The sequence below is a fragment of the Neptunomonas phycophila genome (assembly GCF_001922575.1).
Classification (GTDB): Bacteria; Pseudomonadota; Gammaproteobacteria; order Pseudomonadales; family Balneatricaceae; genus Neptunomonas; species Neptunomonas phycophila.
Map to the genome: position 1 here is coordinate 2,979,264 of NZ_MRCI01000001.1, position 18,495 is coordinate 2,997,758.

At 45.2% G+C, this 18,495-nt stretch carries 20 protein-coding genes and 1 pseudogene; 6 read left to right on the plus strand and 15 right to left on the minus strand.

The window, feature by feature from the left end; all coding sequences use genetic code 11:
- Positions 1 to 23 precede the first annotated feature (23 nt).
- From mdoH to BS617_RS13580, 5 genes are all read right to left on the minus strand, one after another.
- Positions 24 to 2,210 carry a glucans biosynthesis glucosyltransferase MdoH gene (gene mdoH / locus BS617_RS13560; protein WP_212667433.1) on the minus strand — a complete coding sequence of 729 codons (2,187 nt, stop codon included), beginning with the start codon at positions 2,208 to 2,210 and terminating at the stop codon, positions 24 to 26.
- Complete coding sequence (locus tag BS617_RS13565) at positions 2,198 to 3,796, minus strand: OpgD/OpgG family glucan biosynthesis protein (protein WP_075173307.1); 1,599 nt, start codon at positions 3,794 to 3,796, stop codon at positions 2,198 to 2,200. Before BS617_RS13565 ends, mdoH begins: the two co-directional genes overlap by 13 nt.
- 188 nt (positions 3,797 to 3,984) lie before the next feature.
- Positions 3,985 to 5,025 carry an acyltransferase family protein gene (locus tag BS617_RS13570; protein ID WP_075173308.1) on the minus strand — a complete coding sequence of 347 codons (1,041 nt, stop codon included), beginning with the start codon at positions 5,023 to 5,025 and terminating at the stop codon, positions 3,985 to 3,987.
- 391 nt (positions 5,026 to 5,416) lie between these two features.
- Positions 5,417 to 6,010 carry a glutathione S-transferase family protein gene (locus BS617_RS13575; RefSeq protein ID WP_075173309.1) on the minus strand — a complete coding sequence of 198 codons (594 nt, stop codon included), beginning with the start codon at positions 6,008 to 6,010 and terminating at the stop codon, positions 5,417 to 5,419.
- A gap of 39 nt (positions 6,011 to 6,049) precedes the next feature.
- A complete protein-coding gene (locus BS617_RS13580) occupies positions 6,050 to 6,484 on the minus strand; it encodes a VOC family protein (protein ID WP_075173310.1) in 435 nt (144 codons plus the stop codon).
- A gap of 125 nt (positions 6,485 to 6,609) precedes the next feature.
- On the opposite strand from BS617_RS13580, the gene BS617_RS13585 reads away from it, so the two are divergent.
- Positions 6,610 to 7,500, plus strand: coding sequence for a LysR family transcriptional regulator (locus tag BS617_RS13585; protein WP_075173311.1), 891 nt, complete (start codon positions 6,610 to 6,612; stop codon positions 7,498 to 7,500).
- Here the strand turns inward: BS617_RS13585 and BS617_RS13590 are convergent.
- The 6 genes from BS617_RS13590 to BS617_RS13615 are packed head-to-tail and all read right to left on the minus strand — an operon-like array spanning position 7,474 to position 12,660.
- Positions 7,474 to 8,160, minus strand: a complete 687-nt coding sequence (locus BS617_RS13590) for an HAD family hydrolase (RefSeq protein WP_075173312.1) — start codon at positions 8,158 to 8,160, stop codon at positions 7,474 to 7,476. The genes BS617_RS13585 and BS617_RS13590 overlap by 27 nt on opposite strands.
- A 1-nt stretch (position 8,161) precedes the next feature.
- Complete coding sequence (locus BS617_RS13595) at positions 8,162 to 9,181, minus strand: ABC transporter ATP-binding protein (RefSeq protein ID WP_075173313.1); 1,020 nt, start codon at positions 9,179 to 9,181, stop codon at positions 8,162 to 8,164.
- The gene (locus BS617_RS13600; RefSeq protein ID WP_075173314.1) at positions 9,178 to 9,966 is read right to left on the minus strand and encodes an ABC transporter permease; all 789 of its coding nucleotides are present in this window, start codon (positions 9,964 to 9,966) and stop codon (positions 9,178 to 9,180) included. Before BS617_RS13600 ends, BS617_RS13595 begins: the two co-directional genes overlap by 4 nt.
- Positions 9,953 to 10,801 carry an ABC transporter permease gene (locus tag BS617_RS13605; protein ID WP_075173315.1) on the minus strand — a complete coding sequence of 283 codons (849 nt, stop codon included), beginning with the start codon at positions 10,799 to 10,801 and terminating at the stop codon, positions 9,953 to 9,955. The genes BS617_RS13600 and BS617_RS13605 overlap by 14 nt, the downstream gene beginning before the upstream one ends.
- Entirely contained in the window at positions 10,795 to 11,598 is an 804-nt protein-coding gene (locus tag BS617_RS13610) for an alkaline phosphatase family protein (RefSeq protein WP_075173316.1), read from the minus strand. The genes BS617_RS13605 and BS617_RS13610 overlap by 7 nt, the downstream gene beginning before the upstream one ends.
- Positions 11,599 to 11,607: 9 nt before the next feature.
- Complete coding sequence (locus tag BS617_RS13615) at positions 11,608 to 12,660, minus strand: ABC transporter substrate-binding protein (RefSeq protein WP_075173317.1); 1,053 nt, start codon at positions 12,658 to 12,660, stop codon at positions 11,608 to 11,610.
- Positions 12,661 to 12,851: 191 nt separating this feature from the next.
- Here BS617_RS13615 and BS617_RS13620 point away from each other — a divergent pair, with 191 nt between their 5' ends.
- Complete coding sequence (locus BS617_RS13620; protein WP_075173318.1) at positions 12,852 to 13,568, plus strand: UTRA domain-containing protein; 717 nt, start codon at positions 12,852 to 12,854, stop codon at positions 13,566 to 13,568.
- 72 nt (positions 13,569 to 13,640) lie between these two features.
- Here the strand turns inward: BS617_RS13620 and BS617_RS13625 are convergent, their stop codons facing one another.
- From BS617_RS13625 to BS617_RS18590, 4 genes are all read right to left on the minus strand, one after another.
- On the minus strand, positions 13,641 to 14,396 hold the full coding sequence (locus BS617_RS13625; protein WP_075173319.1) for a peptidoglycan-binding protein: 756 nt from the start codon (positions 14,394 to 14,396) through the stop codon (positions 13,641 to 13,643).
- Between the two features lie 38 nt (positions 14,397 to 14,434).
- Positions 14,435 to 14,890 (minus strand): hypothetical protein, encoded by a 456-nt coding sequence (locus tag BS617_RS13630; RefSeq protein ID WP_075173320.1) that lies wholly within the window; start codon positions 14,888 to 14,890, stop codon positions 14,435 to 14,437.
- Between the two features lie 195 nt (positions 14,891 to 15,085).
- Complete coding sequence (locus BS617_RS18585; protein WP_428977880.1) at positions 15,086 to 15,355, minus strand: hypothetical protein; 270 nt, start codon at positions 15,353 to 15,355, stop codon at positions 15,086 to 15,088.
- 22 nt (positions 15,356 to 15,377) lie between these two features.
- Complete coding sequence (locus BS617_RS18590) at positions 15,378 to 15,488, minus strand: Fic/DOC family N-terminal domain-containing protein (RefSeq protein ID WP_367998588.1); 111 nt, start codon at positions 15,486 to 15,488, stop codon at positions 15,378 to 15,380.
- Positions 15,489 to 16,019: 531 nt separating this feature from the next.
- Between BS617_RS18590 and BS617_RS13645 the strand changes: the two genes are divergently transcribed.
- From BS617_RS13645 to BS617_RS18595, 4 genes and pseudogenes are all read left to right on the plus strand, one after another.
- Positions 16,020 to 16,211 (plus strand): AlpA family phage regulatory protein, encoded by a 192-nt coding sequence (locus BS617_RS13645; RefSeq protein ID WP_246813333.1) that lies wholly within the window; start codon positions 16,020 to 16,022, stop codon positions 16,209 to 16,211.
- Between the two features lie 154 nt (positions 16,212 to 16,365).
- Complete coding sequence (locus tag BS617_RS13650; RefSeq protein WP_075173322.1) at positions 16,366 to 16,569, plus strand: helix-turn-helix domain-containing protein; 204 nt, start codon at positions 16,366 to 16,368, stop codon at positions 16,567 to 16,569.
- Positions 16,570 to 16,617: 48 nt separating this feature from the next.
- A complete protein-coding gene (locus BS617_RS13655) occupies positions 16,618 to 18,153 on the plus strand; it encodes a DNA cytosine methyltransferase (RefSeq protein WP_075173323.1) in 1,536 nt (511 codons plus the stop codon).
- Positions 18,153 to 18,400 (plus strand): annotated as a pseudogene (locus BS617_RS18595) (very short patch repair endonuclease). Before BS617_RS13655 ends, BS617_RS18595 begins: the two are co-directional and overlap by 1 nt.
- The last annotated feature ends 95 nt before the right edge of the window (positions 18,401 to 18,495 follow it).

The following is an 18,495-nucleotide window of genomic DNA, read 5'->3' on the forward strand; positions in this document are numbered from 1 at the left end:
TGAAGATCAGGTTAAGAAGATTGTTATTCTTTGCCCGCAAGCGAATAAGAACGCTCGCGCTCGGTTATCGCCAAGCGACATGCTTTTTCAAACAAATGCGGGTTATTAAGCATCATTAGTCGTTCTTTCGGTGTCATAAAGCCAATAGCTTCCGAAACCGACTCAGCCTCAGCAACTTTCATCGCGGTTAGGGCTTCTACTGAATCTATATCACCACGTGCTCTTGGTGGCTGCTCGTCAAGCATACGCTTATGAATACTAGCCCAATGTGCAGATGCAACAAAACCTACAAAATCAGGACACTGCTTTGCATCATCGGTATAAACTTTAAGCGTTTGTTCAAAAGCCGTGAATATTGCAGGCGGCACACCTTCTTCCGGCGTCTTTAATATCCCCCACCGTTTAGCCTTTTCCCCGATAGACCATGAACTGGTTATCACGGAAACAGGCACAGCGAGTAACAACCCCGCCACCGCAGGAGCCAACCACGCCAATAATGACATGGAGTTTAACGCGGCAAACGCCGTCAATATCACACCCATCACCATGTGCCAACGGTGTCGATAAATCACATCTTTGAGCGGTAAACTACCATCGTCTCGACGTTGCGGGTTCCAACCGGCATCTCGACCTATCAAGATAGACAGCACCGCGCCACTGTGAATTAACATCATGATGGGAGCGACCAAAGCCGATAAAATAATCTCAACCACAAAGCTGATAAGCACCCGCAAAGTACCACCCGCTCGCTTACGCTGCTCGGCATTTACAAGAAAGGCGATAATGCCCAACACCTTAGGCGCAAACAATATCCCCATTGTGAATAAAAACAGCATTAAAGCGCGGGCGGCATCAATAACCGGCCACGTTGGGAACAGTGAATATTCATCACTAAAATATTCGGGGCGGATATACTGCGCCTGGAGTGCCAACGCCATACCGGCCAGTATCAACAACAGCCAAAGGGGCGATGAAAGATACGACATGATACCGGTGGCCAAATGACTACGGCTGACCCAGTGCAAACCAGAACCGCCGATAACGCGCGCGTGCTGCAAATTGCCCTGACACCAGCGTCGGTCTCTGACGGCTAAATCGATAATGGACGGAGGGCTCTCTTCGTATGAGCCATCTAAGTCTGACGCGATAACAACACTCCACCCTGCGCGACGAATCAGAGCCGCCTCCACAAAGTCATGACTCAGTATGTGACCACCAAACGGCGGCTTTCCACGCAAGTGCGGTAAACCAGCAGCACTCATAAAGGCCTCGGTACGAATGATGGCATTATGCCCCCAAAAGTTACCTTCTTTGGCCGTCCACCACGCCAGCCCAGAACCCACAACAGGGCCATAGATCCGTGTAGCAAATTGCTGAATACGAGCCATCAGTGTTGTGCCGTTGATCAACTGAGGAATCGTCTGAATAAGCCCGGCGTCGGGATCTGCTTCCATGCGTCGCGCCAAGGTAATCATGGTTTTTGCTTCCATCAAACTGTCGGCATCCAGCACTAAAAGATGGTCATATGCACCACCCCAGCGCTTACAGAAGTCAGCAACATTACCCGCCTTTTTAGCTTCATTCTTGACCCTGCGCCGATAGTAAACGTTTACTTCGCTACCTAAACGGTGTCGTAAAGTTTGCAAAGCAACTTCTTCTGCGATCGCCACTTCGACATCAGTCGTGTCACTGAGTACAAACCAATCAAACGCAGCGCCTTCGCCCTGCGCTTGAATCGCTTTTGCCATGGTTTCAATAGCCGAAAAAATACGCCCCGGCTGCTCATTGTAGGTTGGCATAAGCACAGCCGTACGCTTAGTCAGCGCGACAGGCTCCTCATCTAACGGCTTATGCTGAGCGATGACTTTAAAAAAACCAATGATGGAGCCTGCAAATGCGACCGTAATCCAACTAAAGGTAAGCGCAAACAACACCAGCACAAGGTTTTCTACAAAGATTAGCTCACCCAATGCAAGCACTGAGTACATCTCATAAATGCCCCAACACGAAAGCGCCACCGCCGATCCTAAAACCAACAGCCTACGCCATGCAGGAGAATGAACACCTTTTGGATTCACCGGTGTCCGTACACCACGGCGACGAAAATGCTTGAGTGATTGCTCCGGCATGTCAGCCGGAGAAACAGGCGGCATCCCTGACGCCTCCTGACTCACGTCTATATTCTCATTTAGTGTGTTTATTTCGACCACTGATACATCCAGCTCTCAGCTTTTCGGTTGTCATCAAATTGTAAGTCCATGCGTAACTCAACTAAATCCGCATCTTCAGGATCCAGCTCAAAACTCACACGGTAACCGCCTGTTTTAGGGTTTTCTCGAACGACGATATTTTTTACCTTGCCGCCTTGGTTTTTGACTTTAGCCGTTGGCTTGTTCAACCCAGAGGTGGTTAAGGCATTAGGGAACTCATAATCAATCACAAATAAGCGTTCCGGCGTTGGGCCACTGATATCAGCACGGCCATTACGCGTAGCCGTTACGATACCTTCCGAAGGCGCAGGTGTTGGCCACTCACCCCAAACAAGGCGGTACGCAAAGCTGTATTCAGTTTTTGCAGGGATGACATCAGCAGGAGACCAATACGCCACAATGTTGTCATGGATTTCGGAGTCGCTTGGGATTTCGATTAACTTGACCATCCCTTTACCCCAGTTGCCCACCGGTTCAACCCATAGACTAGGGCGCTTTTCGTAATGCGCTTCTAAATCTTGGTAATGATCAAAGTTACGATCACGCTGCATTAAACCAAAACCTAACGGCCCATTATCCAAAAACGAACTGATATTAAGCTTGTCGTGGTTCAACAAAGGACGCCACAAGTGCTCACCTCGTCCGTTTAACATCAACAAGCCATCCGAATCATGCACGCGAGGGCGGAAATCATCGACTTGGTCGCGATCATAAGAGGAGAACATAAACATACTTGTCCCAGCGGCCAAACCCACTTTAGTCAGGTCAACACGAGGGAAAAGTGTGGCTTCCACATCCATAACTGTGTTTGTTCCCGGACGAATCGTGAAACGATAAGCACCGGTTGTACTCGGGCTGTCCAGCAGCGCATATACGACGATAGAACGGCTATCCGCTACCGGTTTTTCTATCCAAAAAGCACGAAACACAGGGAACTCTTCACCTTCAGGATCCGCGGTTTTCAACGCTAAGCCACGTGAAGATAAACCATACGATTGGTTTTTACCCAATGAACGCAAATAGCTGGCGCCTTGAAAAACGGCAAGCTCGTCGAAGTAATCATCACGGTTGATAGGAGAATGAATCCTAAAGCCCGCAAAGCCGATATCTTCTTTTGGCAATGGCCCCTTCATCACTTCACCGGTTTTAAACATCGACGATGAGTAACTCAAATGCTTAGCCTGGCCATCTTCAATCACAGCAATTTCTACTGGGTCTTTGTAGTAAAAGCCGCGATGAAACATTTGCAATTGAAAAGGCACATTTTCATTCGTCCACAACGCCGATGAAGGGTTGAAGCGAATATCACGGTACTGATCATAATTAAGATCTGCCAACGATTCTGGCAACTTAGCTTCAGGCGCTTTGTAGGGCTTTTTTGCAAGCTGGCGAGCGATATCAGTCACCGTATCACGATTAAATTTGCCAGAAACCGCAAATTGAGTCGCCGCCACATTGGTTGTTGCGGCTTTTTTCGCGGCATCAGCTGCTAATGTCTGAACGGGAAGCGTGGCGGCACAGCATAACGTTGCACCAATTAACGCACGGGAAAAGACACTTGAGGACTGTTTCTTGTCATTGAACATATAAATTCATTCACTCTGTTAATAGCATGTTCGCTTTGTTGGCACTCTTTTCACTGCTGTTGCATTCGCACTGCAGCTGGTGCCTATTTTCAAAGCGTGAAAATTTACAATTTTCTCTCGTAATATCAATTAATAAATCCGCCTCAAGCCTGCACGCTTTGGTTAGGCGTTCAAAATACGGGTATTCATCACGCTCCTATTAGCCAACGGCTCTTGCCCGGCCACGCCGCTCGAATCATACGAGTGGCGTAGATACTGCCGTAAAACATAATCAAGAACATAACGGCCGTCATACCCATGCTGATAAAAGCACCTCCGGAAATTTTCTTAAGGCCTATCAACGGAGACACAACATTAATAAGTAACGTAAATAAGGGATGTATAAAAAAGATCGCAAAGCTTATGTTACCAATTTCTTTCAGTTGATGTAGTTCAGTTTTGGCTCGCGCCCAGTACTGACAAATAGCCAACAAAATAAAACACAGACCGAGCTTCTGGATAAATTGTAAATCGACACCCCTAAATTCAAAAAAGTCTTTATGCGAATTACCCACCCAGACCCAAATGTAAGTCTGCCCTATCAGGGCGAAAATAACGGACATTATAGAGACCACTAAAATGCCCTTTTGGTGCCGCAAAAACCAAGGCTGATATTGGGAATACAACATACCCAGCAAGTAATACGGCACATAGTAGACAATCGAGTGCATTACATTCGCATTCCCGTGAGGCCGGTGTACAAACATCGCCAGCACACTCAGCATAGCCAATAAAAAAAGTTGCCGCCCAATTGGGAGCTTTAAGTAAGCTAAAAAAATGGGGGTTAGCAGAAAAACCACCATGATAAACGGGATATACCAATGCGGATAAAGCACATAAAAATTTTTAATGGTATGAAATACGTTCATACCGACCTTAGCCGCTGGAAAATGATCCCTAAATACCCAAATCGAAACCAACGCCAATAAGCCAACAAGTGACACGACTAAAAAAGGCACATAGACGTTCTTAAATTTGGTCAGCATAAAACGACGGTATTCAAAACGCTGCGCAAATATCGCGTGTAGGAAAAACCCAGAAATAAAAACAAAAACGGCAGTACCGCCTCGTAAGAGGTTCTCGAGCAGCAAAGGAAAGCCTTTTCCTGAGTTATAAACCGAGTGCCCTAAAACAATCAAAATAATGGCAACCGCACGCATATAGTCAAACTCGAGTAAACGTGTTTTCAACGTGGCATCCAATCATCAACATGTTAAATGAAACAGCACAACAGCATGCTAGTAGGTTTCGTAGTGCATACGGGAAACAGACATACCGGCTGTAAAAAAGCAGCCGTATTATGAGGCTATAAAAATATAGGTGCTACAATAATTTACAGGATAATTGAGCGTTTTTTGATCGCATCCCTGCTCCATTAAAATCAGCATCTATCCTTTGCCTACGTCTGGCCGCATTAACCTATACCATTGTTACGTGGACATACAGACAATGAATCAATCAAAGGGTTCAGATAGATAAAATCAAAAGCACGAGTGGATAAGGGATAAAGAAAAACGGGGGCGACGTCCTGAAAGAAAACACCCCACCCGTTTTACAAAGGTTTTTTAAATCAGAAGCTAATTAAAGGCCCGGCATGGATATGTAGTTATCCAGCCCTTTAATTCGATTAAACCACTGATCGAGTGCTTGGTAGGGAGATAAATCCACGCCACCTTCGTGACACAGCGCTACATAAGGAAATACAGCCATATCTGCAATCGTCGGTCGGCCCAGCGCTAACCAATCGTGTGAGCTTAAATGGCTTTCCAACAAGCCTAAAATACGATCGGTCAGCCTCATCGCTTGTGGCTTATCTATTTCATAACCAAACTTATCCACAAGGCGCACGGCATTAGGTCCGTGCTGCACCTCGTTGGACGCTACCGACAGCCATTGCATGACTTCACCTTGCTGCGCGGCGCCCTCCGGCCACCATGCTTGCCCTGCATAGCGGCGAGCTAAGTAAACCAAGATAGCTTGCGAGTCACGCAGTATTACCTTGCCATCCACCAAGACAGGAAGCTCCCCCCATGGATTTAAGCCGATGACAGGTTCACGTTTGTGTGCACCATCAAGAAAGTCCACAGGTACTATCTCCAAATCGATCTTCGCCAACGCAGCAAATAATCGAACTTTGTAGCAGTTACCTGAGAGTTCTAAGTCGTAGAGTTTCATGCGAGTTGTCCTTATTATGGGTGATGAAAAACTAACCAGCTATTGCGTTAGCTGATTAAACTCGAGCACATTGCCATCAGGATCACGGATAAATAACGCGACACGGCGCGGGCCAATGGGATGGATATCTTCCGTAATTGTTATCCCCTCCTCAACAAGCCACGCCCGCATCGCATACAGATCATCAACCACAAAGGCGGGATGAGTGATACCTGGGCGCTTTAGGGGCTCGTCTAACAAGACGTTAGACGCCTGCGGCTGACGAGCACCATTAAAGATCAAGTTGATCCGTACCTCGTACAATCCGTGATTAGCCACCATTTCGTTGGCTTCATACGCGGCAAAGTAGTGTGTCTCGATAAAACCCAACCGCTGATAAAAGGCCATTGACTGTTGGCGATCGCTAACACGAATCCCCACATGATCAAATGACTGTATGACGGCGGGCATTAAAGACACATTATCGCTTTGCATGGAGCACTCCTGATCTAAAGAGCCTCTAGTGTCTTTTGTTAGCCAATTGCAATAAATGGCTTAATGCTGATAACTTCTTTTCATAAAATGCACAAATCAGCCAACTGACACGATAAGGAACGATAGTGGATAAGCTAAAAGCGATGGCTACTTTTATAGAAATTGTTGATCGCGGCAGCTTATCCGCAGCAGCCGATGCAATGGATCGCTCCCCAGCTTCTGTTGTCCGCGCCTTAGCCGATTTAGAAAACCATCTTGGTATACGTTTACTCAATCGCAGTACACGCCGAATATCCTTAACTGACGAAGGGCGCGATTACCTGCTGCGCTGTCGGCGTATACTCGCCGATATTAACGAAGCCGAGTTCCTTTTAGACGCCCGCCGTACCGCACCGGCAGGAAAACTCACGGTAACAGCCCCAATGATGTTTGGACGCCTTCACCTTATTCCGTTACTTAACCAATACCTAGCGGAACACCCAGGCTTACAGGTAGATATCACGCTAGTCGATCGTGTTGTAAACATTATTGATGAAGGGTTTGATATTGCGATTCGTATAGGCCACTTAGCCGACTCATCATTGATATCGATGCCGCTGGGGCTGACCGCACCCGTTATTTGCGCCAGTCCAGCACTGATCAAACAACAAGGCACCCCCAATACACCAAACGACTTAGCCAGTTGGCCCATCGTACGATTTAATCAGCACCACCACTGGGCCTTTAAGAATAGTGAAACGCTCAACACAGAAAACATGTCCTTGGTCATGACAACCAACCAAGTGGACACCGCCATTAGCTCTGCTATAGCGGGTTTAGGAGTAACTCGACTATTCAGTTACCAAGTTGCCCAAGCCCTTGAACAAGGACAACTTATCCGGCTATTACCTGAATTTGAACCAACCTCCCTGCCAGTACAGTTTGTTTACCCTCACAACCGGTTATTGTCGTACCGGGTTAGAGCGTTTTTAGACTGGGCTGGGCCACAATTAAAGGAGGTGTTGAAAGGGCGCTGATCTTGACCAGCTTAATATTGGCCACTGCCGCACTTGCGCATGAGCGATTAACTGCTCGCACGGGTTTACCAAATAGGTCTGATCCGCAAACAAGCATAGGGGTAAATCATTGATCGAGTCCGTATAAAAGTGTATCTCGCTAAACGGCTGCGCCTGTTCTCTCAACCACTGCTGAAGCCGTATGACTTTACCCTCTCGATAACTGGGCGTCCCGAGCACTTGATGAGTAAAACAGCCATTTTTTTCAACCAAATCAATCCCGATCGATTGCTGAACTCCAATCCGAGTAGCAACCGCTTTCACTAAAAAAGCGATAGACGCGGAAATAATCAGCATGGGAACCGACTCTTGCGTGAGCTGGGTAATTAACGATTTAGCATTGGGGTATAACTGTGGCAGTATGCGAGTTTCCACGCACTGCTCAACCAGCGCCATCACCTCACCTTTAGGCATAGCGGCTAATGGAGACATAGAGAAAGATAAGTAATCTTCCATGTTCATGTCTCCTTGTGCATATAAAGCCATAAGGCGTTTATCTTCATCTAAAAAGCCGGGGGATGAAGCAACCCCTTGATCAACTAAAAACTCATTCCATATCATGGCGCAATCGCCATCGATTAACGTTTCATCCAAGTCAAAGACATATAAAGGTTGCGCCATTTTACACGCTCACCGGCTGAATTTCGTTTAAGTTAAATAGCAGCTCTAGTGAGGTCCCTGTGGATAACAGGCGTTCCGATGAGCGGTTCAACAAATCCACCGTTAACTCGCACCCTTGAACAAGCACTTGATATCGAATGATATTACCCAATAACTGATGGTCTTGAATAACACCCTGCTGTGGAGCCGATATATGAGCATCATATTGACGCCCAGCTTCTCTGACATAGATCGACTCAGGACGAATGGCCACTTTCCATTCGGTATCAATATTAAAAAGCCGCTTAGCATGGATAGCATCAACCAAGTTATAGTGCCCCATAAAACCGGCAACAAACTCATTAGCGGGCTGGGTATAAATTGATTCAGGAGAGCCCTGTTGCACTATTTGTCCTTTATTCATCAAGAAGATACGGTCAGACATCGTCATGGCTTCTTCTTGATCGTGCGTCACAAACACCGTCGTCAAATTCAGCTCTTTTTGAATATCTCTAATTTGCTGGCGCAATCGTTTGCGGATTTTTGCATCCAGCGCCGATAGCGGTTCGTCTAACAACAATATACGCGGCCGAACAACCAAAGCACGTGCCAGCGCAACGCGCTGACGTTGCCCACCGGATAACTGATGTGGGTAATGTTGTTCTTTACCTTGTAGGTCAACCAACGCGATCACTTTCGCAACGTCGGTTGCTATTTGATCTGCAGCCAACTTTTTCATCTTTAAGCCAAACGCGATGTTGTCGAAGGCTGTCATATTGGGAAACAAGGCATACGATTGAAACACCATACCTATGCCGCGCTGCTGAGGCGTTTGGTGTGTAATATCCTCACCATCGACAGCGATAACACCACTATCAACCGGATTTAACCCGGCTAAACTCCTCAGCAATGTGGACTTTCCGCAACCACTTGGCCCCAAAAGGGTCACAAATTCACCCTGTTCGATCGTGAAATCTATATCCTCAAAAACAGTATTTTCACCAAATCGCTTTGTTAACTGCGTAACACTCACATAACTCATGATTGGTCCCCTCGGCTAAAGCGAGTAGCTAGCCAAGTCAGTAAAAAGATAAAAAAGAAGTAGGTCATCACCAATGCAGACGTAAAATGCCCACTGGTTTGGCGCATGTTATAAAGATAGATTTGCAAGGTTTCATAGCGAGTGCCCACCAGCATATTAGCGAACACAAACTCACCTAACAGAAACGAGAAGGATAAAAACAGCGACGCTAGCAACCCTTTTTTAAGGTTAGGCAAAATCACCAGCCAAAAGGCTCGGGGCGTACTCGCCCCTAGTAAATGCGCCGCATCCATCAAATCATGTAGGTTGATTGCAGCAAAGCTATTGGAAATCGCCCGATACATAAACGGTAGCGCTATCGTGAAGTAAGTCCCCATCAGAATCCACGGTGTTCCTATTAGCTGAACATCGCTGTCGGCATACAACTGCAACAAACCTACAGACGACACCACCGGCGGAACCGCGAACGGCAATAAGATCAATACATTCATCACTTTATCTAGCTTCGGGAAATAGTAATGCACAATAAAGATCACCGGCATAATCAGTAATACGCTTAATGCCAATGTGGAGAAACAAATAAACAAACTACGGCCAAAAGCCAGTAAAAAACGCTCATCAGTCAATAGGGTTACATACCATTCCAACGTAAAGCCATCCGGTAAAATAGTGGCCCCCCAGCTTGAAGCAACAGAATATAAAAAGGTGGCAACAATCGGGATCAACATGATCCCCACGATCGAATACACTACGGTTTTATGAAGGCATTGATTAGCGTTTTGCATGATACCCCCTCGCTACCAGCCACTGATTAATGCACGTAATAAATGCCAATATAGCCATCACTAGCACTGAAATAGCAGCAGCCAAATTAGGCTCAAGAAAAAGATCCCCCGACACCAAACTCGCGATTCGAATCGTGATGATGTTGTAATTACCCGAAGTCAGCGCATAAGCCGTAGCATACGCACCAATCGCATTCGCGATCAGGATAATAAAAGTCCCTAATAAGGCTGGAGATAACACGGGCAACGCAACATTTAGCCAGTATTGCCATGTTTTTGCCCCCAACAGGGCGGCCGCTGATTGCCAATCGTCGTTCAAACCATCAAACGCGGGGTACAGCAGCAAAACGGCTAAAGGCACTTGGAAGTAAATATAAATAACCAGCAAACCCCACTGCCCATACAGATTAAAATCATCAATTAATCCGTACTTTTTCAGCAATAAAGTAACCGCGCCATTGATGCCCAGAATGATAATAAACGCGAATGCGATGGGTACACCCGTGAAGTTACTTGTCATATTCGTAAAGGCAATCACAGCCTCTCGAATTTTCGAATCCACCCGCCGTAGCGACGAAACCAACACCGTGGCAATAAGCAAACCCACCACAGCCGACCAAAACGACAACCACAAACTATTACTAAAGCCTTGCAACATAAAACTAGAATCAAAGACTTCGCTGTAGTTCTCAATGGAGATTTCGCCATCATAAATAAAGCTATTGGCTAACACCCAACCCATTGGCGCTAATTGAAAAGCGCAAAAGAACACAAAAAAGGGAATAAGCCAAAGCAAGGGCTTCCAGGCAAAACGTTTACGAAGCCCCCTCAACATAACAAGCCTTTTGTCATAGGTTTAGAGTGCTCAAGGGATAGCAATTGACACACCACTCCACACAGCTCTGTTTGCTTAACATCGCAGCCAACATGAGAAAACTGATCCCCCATTACAAACAGCGGCACATCACGCTCTTCAGGTAAAATGCCACCATGGGACAGATCGTTATTCATTCCATGATCGCTTGTCACCAGTACTTGATAGCCCTCGGCCAACCACTGATCCAAATAGTTAGACAGATAAATATCAGCGCCGCGTGCCGAGTTTCGATATTGGCGGGAATCCAAACCGTGCTTATGCCCCATATCATCAATATTCATGGGATGGATTAGCAAAAAGTCGGGATCATAAGTGCGGCGTAAATATTCAGCATCTAAAAACAGCGCTTCGTCAGGGTAATGATCCCAATGGTAAAAAGCGCCATGCTGAATATTTAGGGTTTCATCATGTGTCATACGATCGCGAACCGCATCATAAGGTGCTCGGTTATACAGCTCGCTAACCCAGTGATAAGCCGCCGCAGCCGTTACCTTACCCTGCGATTTTGCCAAACTAAAAATGGACTCATGACGGGACAGTCGCACTATATTATTATTCACAATACCGCTATCAACCGGACGAACGCCGGTCAAAATACACTCATACAACGGCCGAGACATAGAAGGCAGCTCACACTGCAGTTGGTATAAGGTTGCCCTGTGCTGCTCAATCAAACCATTCAAGTAGCCCATGCAATCATGAGCTACTTGATAATTGAGTCCATCCAGAACAACAAGGATGACCTTATTGCTCATAGCAGCCTCTTACTTGACGTGAATTAGAACGTTTTCCTGCCATTGACGTGGCAGTTTACGTGCTGATTTTTCCCAAGCGGCGAAGTCCTTTACCGGATGAACGTTTTGGTATTGCTCATTAGGTAATAGTTTATCTTGTACCGCTTGTGGTAATTCAACATTGGTTCGGATTGGACGTGCGTAGCCAGCCGCCAAGTTCACCTGACCTTTATCGCTGAAGATAAACTCACGTGCTAGTTTTGCAGCGTTCGGGTTTTTAGCAAACTTATTAATAATAGTGGTGTAACCAGAGATAACAGAGCCATCTTGAGGGATATTGACGCTAAAGCGATCACGCCCAAATTTGTCACGGTTATTTAACGCGTTAAAGTCCCATAGCACCGCCACTTCGACTTCACCCTTTTCGATATTAGCCGCACTAGGATCCGTTAATGACAAATTCCCTTTCTGCGCCAGCTTCGCAAAGAACTCAATCGCCGGTTGCAAGTTCGTTTCATCACCACCATTTGCAAACGCAGCTGCCAACACGGCATTATTAGCCTGCGCAGCCGAACCCACATCCCCAAGGCTCACTTTATAATCACCATTGAGTAAGTCACTCCATGACTTAGGTGGATTTTCAACCAGATTGTTATTCGAGATAAATGCGATAGAACCCGTATAAGCAAGCGCCCAATGCCCTTCTTTATCTTTAGCCCATTCAGGGATTTCAGACCAAGTAGACGGCTTATAAGGCTGCGTTACCCCTTTTTTAACGGCCACATTAGCAAACGCAAAACCCACATCACCAATATCGGCTGTGGCGTTTTTCTTTTCAGCCGAAAATTTAGCAATCTCTTGCGCCGAGCTCATATCGGTATCTTGATGCTCCAAGCCGTAATTGGCTTTTAAATCAGCCCACGTATCTTTCCAGTTAGCCCATGAATCAGGCATCCCCACACTGTAAACCGCCCCTTCTTTTTTAGCGGCTTCGACAAGCGAGTTCATATCCGTCTCTGCCGCAAAGACAGATGCAGACATCGTAGTAGAAATTAATAGAGCACTGGCTAACACGCTTTTCATCGTCTTCGATCCTCTTGGACTAGGTCAGTTGTTTAAATGAAAAGTCTATTAGTGAAATGTGACAGTTTAGATACAGAAATTTGACGATTTATCGCTATTCTTATGACGCCCATTCACCTGATTCGTAATATTCTTGTTATCTATCGCGTTTATATTGTGTGACAACGCAACAAACAATGGACTAGACCAAGATGCCGCCCCACGCGACAACTCAGCTTTCAAAAATAAAAATCACCATTCGAGAACAAATAGAATCAGGCGTGATTGCAGAAATGCAAAAGCTCCCTTCTGAGCGAGAACTCAGCCAACTCTTTAACACCACACGTATTACTATAAAAGACGCACTGGTATCCCTAGAAACAGAAGGGCTCATCTACCGTGAAGAACGCCGCGGGTGGTATGTATCGCCACAACGCATTCGCTACAACCCTTTATCTCGTAGCCACTTCCATCAAATGATAAAAGACCAAAACCGCCGCGCCGAAACAACGCTCATCAACATCCGCAGCGAAATGGCCTCGGGGCAATATGCCGCGGCGCTGGAAATAGAAGGCATCACCCCTATCCATATCATTGAACGTTTAAGGCACATCGATGGAAGGGCCGTGCTGTATGTAGAAAACTGCCTAAAAGCCGCCCTATTTCCAGCGGTGCTTGAGCAGCCCCTCACCCAATCGCTCACCCAACTTTATGCCGAGCACTACGGCTATCACACACAACGCTCCCGGTTCGATGTCATCCCTACATCCGCCCCCTTAAACGTCGCTAAAGCCCTTAATCTCAGTGAAGGCCAACCGGTGTTAAAAATTTGCCGTGTTAATTACAAACAAGATGGGGAGTTACTAGACTGCGAGTTTGAGTACTGGCGACCCGATGCAGTGATGATTCAAATTGATAGTCGGGCGTGAGGGAAGTAAAGCCAATTAGACTATTGAATTTTGAAATGGATAGAATGGTTACCTACCCATTTCAACTATTATTTAGTGGGCTCTAGCTAACCCATCATTTGAGTAAGGTAGTCTTATAAAGCTCTTAATAATATTCAGCGAACGCACCTTCCTAGCGACCTCTTGGCCTTCCCGGCTTCCGGCACTATTTGTATTACCTTCAATAGTGACCACTTTATTTCCACTAACGCTCTCTACAATTCCTATATGGGAAAATGTAAACACAACGATATCACCCGGCTTTGGGGATAGAATAGCGCTTGAAGAGGAAAAAATTGTACAACCATTATTCTTCGCCCACACCGCTAAAAAACGCCACACCGAAGGCTCCCGCGGCGCATTTAACGAAGAAAAGTACGACGAGCGAATACATAGCTTCTGGACACATAATGAAACGAAAGATGCACACCATGGATAACCGTCAGTTTTACCATTGATCACCAAATCATCTGCTTTAAAAATCTCAAGCAATTTAGCATCTTCACCCGCTCGATTATTACCGGTTTCTTTAGTGCCGATATAAGTAGCGGCAATAGCCGCCAACTGCTTTTGCGGGTTTAATGATTCAGAAGCAGCACGACTACTTAACAAAGCAGTCCAAGTCATCCGCCCAACAATACCATCAGCTATTAACCCGCTTTGACTTTGAAAAACAACCACTGCCGCCTCTGTCTTCCTCCCAAAATGTCCATCAACCAAAAGACCAATAGCAAGCTTACTATTCAGCAACGCCTGCAACTGGGCAACAGCGGCACCACGACTATTAAACTTGATGAGTTCGTAATTCATTTAAGTATTCCCTTACTTATAAACAATTTAAATACTGGCTATTTCTTCTCTAAAAATACCCAGCCATCAAACGAAAATGTATGAAAAAAGCCCTTTTTAAACTTCAAGAGAACACCGCCCTCCACAGCATTTAAAGTGACCGCATCATTCTCTGCTACACCATTCCCAATACAAGTAAAAGTAGCTTCCACCTGCTCAGAAGTGATACCGGGTTCTTCGTAACTTAACGTGGCTTTTTGCGAACTCAACTCAGCGATAAGTACGCTTAACTCAGCCCCCCCCATATCCGTTAAATAGAGAGCCGGCTCGATGACAACCGCTGACGAGAACTGATCAAATGTAGAGAGGTCTGTGCCCACGAGAACACTGGACTGGGCATCAATATTAAGCGCCTCACAGGCCATCCTATTGACAAGATGGGCTTGCTTAGCACCGACGCACCCTGAAAGGACAAACAGTGGAAATGCAGCTATAAATAACGTACACCATTTCATTACTTTACAATCCTTGTTAGTAAAAAAATCAGCGTAAACTTTACGATTAAAGCTCTTTATTATGCAAGCACTTCATTACATAAACGGGTTCTCACCGCACCCCTAGCAAATAATACATAGAGTAAATCCACATAATATTTGCCTATTACCCTCGCCATTTGCTCTACCTTGTGGAGAGCTGGGGAATTTTGCACCTCAAAAAGCGTTAATACTATTACTGTCTTTAGTCATTAACGTCATCAACCGTGGGTGTACAAATAATTTTTCCTTTCCTGAATTAATTTCTTGCAGCACACCAATATCCGCTAACTGCTTTAAATACGTTGAAGCAGTTTGGCGTTTTGCAATATCACGTTCAACTAGATTACTGATACGACAATAGGATTGTTCAAAAATAAGCTGAACTAGCTCATAGCTATATATTTTAGGTAGCTGTGCTCTAACGTAATCGGTTGTACTTTCCATTAGTGCTCTAATCGCTGTAATCTTATCGCTGGTCCATTAGCGCATATTGAAAAAGCTCATCGGTAGTAGTGACAATATTTTCAATTTCTGAACTGTCTTTTGCTTCCAGCAAAGGCAGTAAGTTAATTAGCATACTTTGGTTAGGTATGAGCCAGCCTTTTTTAACTCTGCTACAGCGGCGCGTGCTGAAATACAGGCTTTCGTTTCTATGGAATCTAGATTAGGAGGCAATGTGGGTAATTGGTTGTAAGGCTGCTCTGCTTGCCAAGTCATGTTTAAATCGACATATCAATTTCATGTGTCGATATTTTTCTTTTTTTCGACATAGCATCCTTATATGTCGATATACTCGACATATCAACACTCAACCCATACGACTCACCAAAACCGAGTTTTGAGTAGGAAAATTCAAAGCAATATGCCCTCCCTTGGGCTTTTGGGGCACATGGACAAAACCTCAGTTAACGCCACTTTGACACACACCAACCCTGCTCACACAGCATTTAGTACTTGGGGCACTAATCTACAAAATGGGGCGGGGTATTACCGGTACCCTCAGAAAGCTGAATGACCTAGTCACTTATCCGGCTATTGTGTCCGTTTAGCTCTTTAATACTAGTAGGGCAAACACCTCACTGAACTTAACAGATCAGTGAGGAAACAAATGATGACCCCAACTACCCAATCGCCCGCAACATATTCATCTCGTCAGCAACGGATTTTGCGTTTGCCCGAGGTAAAGGCCAAAACAGGCTTTGGCCACAGTACCATTTATGCATTGATGACCAATGGATTGGAACCCGCTGAAACAATGTTGACTATGACTGTGGATAAAACATCAGCATCAACCCCGTGAACTGCCAGTGTACCGACTACCGGCAGAGCGAATAACAAATGAGCTCAATTATTTGGTTTCAACTCAAATAAGTTGAGAAAAATTATAATCGTGATAGGTTAATCGACAGTGAAAAATCCCAAGTTTATGGTTAAGAAAACACCGTGGAGAGAGCATGATCCGCTGCCACCTAGCCCGTTTAATGGGTGAGAGAAAGATGCGCATTAGCGACGTGATGCGAGAAGCCGGCTTAAGCCGTACCACCGTCACGCTACTGTACAAAGAAACCGCGCTTAAGGTGGACTTAGAGGCGCTCGATAAGCTTTGCGAATTATTCGACTGCGAGTTAAATCAATTATTGGAACGTATACCTAACTAGGTTCAAACATTTAATGAAGAATCCAATGATAAGAGCGTTCTGCTAAAAATGAAGAGAAAAGACATCACATATCCGGTAGTAGATCTATTTGCCGGCCCGGGCGGATTGGGGGAAGGGTTTTCTGAGCTATATAACTCAAATAATTCTCGAGCATTCAAGTCTATCGTATCCATAGAAAGAGATGAGTTTGCTCACCAGACACTACTATTAAGGCACTTTTTTAAATCCTACCCTAGGTCATCAGCTCCTGATGACTATTATGCCTACTTAGAGGGACGAATTAATAAAAAAGAGCTGATTGAGAAAAACAGTCACAACTGGGAGCATGCGAAATCGACAGCTCTGAAAATTTCATTGGGTGAAGAAACGCATGATGAAGTTCAACAGATTATTAGTGACAGACTGAAATCGTCAAAGAAATGGGCCTTGATTGGTGGGCCACCTTGCCAGGCTTATTCCTTGGTTGGTCGTTCTAGGATGATGAACAATCCTGAGTTTGAAGAAGATGAACGACATTTCTTATACAAGGAATATCTTAAAATCATCATTGATCACCGCCCACCTACTTTCGTCATGGAAAATGTGAAGGGGCTGCTTTCAGCAAAGATTAATGGTGAGTCTGTCGTTGATAAGATCGTAGAAGACCTTCGAAGCCCTCATAGAGCTATTGAAAAGAATAAAAATGGTCTGAAATACAAGCTTTACTCTTTATCTCAGTCAGGTGAAGTCGTCGAAGAGATTGAACCAAAATCCTTCATTGTTAGAGCCGAAGAGTATGGTGTACCGCAAGCTCGACACAGAATGTTTATCTTGGGAATAAGAGCTGACATAAAAGTAGTGCCAGGAACGCTTGAAAAGTCTGAACCTCCAAGTGTGGAGCAAATAATCAGCAGCATGCCCCAAATAAGAAGCAGTATTTCCAGGCGAAAAGATGATTATGCAGAGTGGAAAGAAGAATTGCTTTCAGTCATTGCGACATCTTGGATACCTTCAAAAAAGAAGGAAGATGTCTGTGTAAAAAAGGAGATTAAGAGTGCGCTAGAAACAATACGCAATACACCGATGGACAAATCTTCCACGAAATACAAACCTCCCAGCGTCATGAAATCATGGTATTTCGACGACCGTCTGAAAGTGGCGACATGTCATGAGGCAAGGTCTCACATGGTAAGTGACTTGCATCGATACCTGTATGCTTCGGCTCATGCAAGCGCATTGGATATCTCACCTAAACTAAGAGACTTTCCTGAAGAGCTTCTTCCTGCTCATAAAAATGTCCAAGATGGTTGTGAGGGTAAAATGTTCTCAGACCGCTTTAGAGTTCAAGTGAAGTCTCGTTTTAGTACGACAATCACTTCTCATATTTCTAAGGATGGCCACTATTTCATTCATTATGATCCATCACAATGTCGAAGTTTAACTGTAAGGGAGGCCGCAAGACTGCAAACCTTCCCAGATAACTACCATTTTGAAGGGCCGCGAACTGCTCAGTATCACCAAGTGGGTAACGCGGTTCCACCTTATTTAGCCGTTCAAATAGCCAAAGTCGTCAAAGAAGTTCTAGATAAAATGCCGGATGATTGATGACTGATATTTTAACGAGGGCAAAACGAAGCTGGAATATGTCAAGAATCAAGAGTAAGGATACTAAGCCTGAGATTACTCTTCACTCCCTTTTACACAAGTCAGGCTTAAGATTTCGTTTACATGAAAAGAAACTGCTAGGTGGCCAGATATTTTTTTACCTCGTTACAAAACAGCAATCATTGTTAATGGATGTTTTTGGCACCTACATCAAGATCACAAATATGCGTACATGCCCAAAACATAAATCGAGTTTTGGAAAGAAAATTTTGAATTAACTGTTCAGCGAGACAAAGAAAAGAACTGGACGCTAGCTGCTGAGGGGTAGCACGTTTTTACGGC